Genomic DNA, 2583 nt, shown 5'->3' on the forward strand with positions numbered 1-2583 from the left:
TGAATATTCGTCTCACTGGGGGCCAGGGCTATTGCCTCTGGGGGCCACCGGCTGTTTGCGCGAATATTGCGCTTGGGGGCCAGTAGCGGCGTCCGTGGGGGCCACCGACTCTAGGCTCCTCCCGCCATGTGTATAGGGCACGTGGCGGAAGGAGCACTTGGTGATGGTACGGAAAATTAGAGCGAAGCTCGTGTTGCAGCTTCGCAGCGAGGGCCTGTCCGGCAGGGCGATCGCGGCCTCGCAGGGCATGTCCCGCAAGAGCGTCACCGCGGTCTTGGAGGCCGCCGATGCGCACGAGGTGACGTGGGACGATGTGGCCGACCTCGCCGACAGCCAGGTGTACGCGCGCTTGTTCCCGGGCCGCGGGGAGCACGAGAGCGTGTTCGCCCAGCCCGACTGGGAGCACGTGCACCGAGAGATGGCCCGGGTCGGGGTGACGCTGAAGTTGCTGCACGGCGAGTACACCGATCGCTGCGCCACCTCGGGTTCGCCGGCGATGGGCTATGACCGGTTCTGTAAGACCTACCAGCGGCATGTGCTGGTCACCGGCGCCGCCTCGCGGGTCGGGCACAAGGCCGGGCAGACGATCGAGGTCGACTGGTCCGGCCCCACGATGGAGCTGGTCGACCCGGTCACCGGCACCTCGAGGCGGGTGTACCTGTTCGTGGCGTGCCTGCCGTTCAGCCGGTACGCCTTCGTCTGGCCCGCGATCGACATGAAGCAAGACGCCTGGCTGCGGGCGCACGTGGCGATGTTCGAGAACTTCGGTGGTTCGGTGCCGCGGATCGTGTGCGACAACCTCAAGACCGGCGTGATCAAACACCCGCGAGACGGGGAGATCGTGCTCAACGACGCCTACCGGGAGATGGCCGCCCACTACTCAGCAGCGGTCCTACCAGGCAGAATACGGCGCCCCAAAGACAAATCTGGGGCCGAGAACACCGTCGCGCATGTGGCGACCTGGGTCATCGCCGGACTGCGGGACCAGCAGTTCGGTTCGCTCCCGGAGCTCGAGGCCGCGATCGGGCAGCGGATGGACGCCTACAACCGGCAGCCATTCCAGAAACGCCCCGGATCCCGCCACAGCGTGTTCACGGCCGAGGAGCAGCCACTGCTGACGCCACTGCCGGCGGTGGGGTTCGAGATCAGCCGGTGGCTCTACGGGCGCCGGGTCGGCCGCAACGCTCACGTGGTGTTCGAGCGAAACTACTACTCGGCACCCCTGGTGCATATCGGGGCGAAGGTCGATCTGCGGATCACTGCCCGCACGCTGGAGATCTACCTCGGGACCGAGAGGATTTCCAGCCACCTGCTGCTGCCCGAAGGGGCGGCAGGTTCGTATCGCACCAACGCCGCCGACCTTCCCGCCGGTGAGCGCTACCAGCAGTGGGACGCGGCCCGCACCCGTGCGTGGGCCGAGCGGATCGGCCCGGCCGCCCAGATCGTGGTGAGCCGGATCTTCGAGTCCGTCCCCATCGACGAGCAGGGACTCGACGCCGCCCTGGCGGTGCTGCGGCTTTCGCGGCGCTACTCGGCAGAGCGGGTCGAAGCGGCCTGCGCACTGGCTCTGACCGGGCCGGTGCGCTCGCCCCGGTATGCGCACGTGCAGCCGATCCTGGCCACCGGGCAGGACAAGACCGCCGCCCTGCGGCCACCACGCGAGGAACCAGACGAGATCGGCGGATACGTCCGCGGCGCCGACTACTACGCCCGAGGTGCCCGATGACCGCGATCGATATCGAGACCAAGCGCAAGCTCCGCGAGATGGGCGCCGAACCACTGCTAGAGGCGATCGAGGCCCAGGACGACACCCACGTCTTCGGGATGACGTTCGAGGACCGCATGCAGCTCGTGGTCGATCACGCCCACGAGACGTTCAACCACTCCAAGGTCGACGGGTTGATCCGCCGGGCCGGGCTCCGGTATCCGGGAGCTGACCTGCGACGAGTCGACCTGATCGAGGAGCGCGGCCTGGACCGGGCCATGATCGCTCAACTGGCGACCTGCTCGTTCATCGAACGCCAGCAGAACGTGGTGTTCCAGGGCTTCACCGGCTCCGGCAAGTCCTACCTCGGGTGCGCCCTGGCCAAGCAGGCCTGCCAGCACCGGATCCGGGCGCACTACATCCGGATGCCCGATCTCGAAGAGGCTTGGGCCCTGGCGAAGGATCGGCCTCAGGGGCAGATGAAGTTCCTCAAAAAGTACGCCGCATTCTCCCTACTGGTGATCGACGAATGGCTCCTCGACCACCCCGACGACGCAATGCGCAGCATGCTCCTGGAGCTACTCGAGCGCCGCTACGACACCGGATCCACGGTCTTCTGCACGCAGTACGCCAAGAAGGACTGGCACCAACGCCTCGGCTCCGGAGTGCACGCCGACGCGATCATGGACCGCATCGTCCACAACACCCTCTGGATCGACACCGGCACGCACAACATGCGAGAACACACCGCCGCGAACCACTAGCCAGACGCCGACGGGAGGCCAGTGGCCCCGACAGACGCGGTCACTGGCCCCCAACGGCAATACTGCTGGCCCCCAGAGGCAATATCCGGTGGCCCCCAAGCCTCCAAATACTCA

General features: G+C 66.9%; 2 protein-coding genes. Both read left to right on the forward strand.

What is annotated here, in order from left to right:
* Positions 1 to 163 precede the first annotated feature (163 nt).
* The gene (gene istA / locus G6028_RS15250; RefSeq protein WP_182659378.1) at positions 164 to 1726 is read left to right on the forward strand and encodes an IS21 family transposase; all 1563 of its coding nucleotides are present in this window, start codon (positions 164 to 166) and stop codon (positions 1724 to 1726) included.
* Entirely contained in the window at positions 1723 to 2469 is a 747-nt protein-coding gene (locus G6028_RS15255; RefSeq protein ID WP_182659377.1) for an ATP-binding protein, read from the forward strand. Before istA ends, G6028_RS15255 begins: the two co-directional genes overlap by 4 nt.
* Positions 2470 to 2583 lie beyond the last annotated feature (114 nt).

It is taken from the genome of Dietzia cercidiphylli, from assembly GCF_014145145.1.
Classification (GTDB): Bacteria; Actinomycetota; Actinomycetes; order Mycobacteriales; family Mycobacteriaceae; genus Dietzia; species Dietzia natronolimnaea.

Excerpts from the sequence above, each read along its gene's own strand:
- G6028_RS15255 (WP_182659377.1), top strand. The coding sequence starts at position 1,723 with ATGACCGCGATCGATATCGAGACCAAGCGCAAGCTCCGCGAGATGGGC.
- istA (WP_182659378.1), top strand. The coding sequence starts at position 164 with ATGGTACGGAAAATTAGAGCGAAGCTCGTGTTGCAGCTTCGCAGCGAG.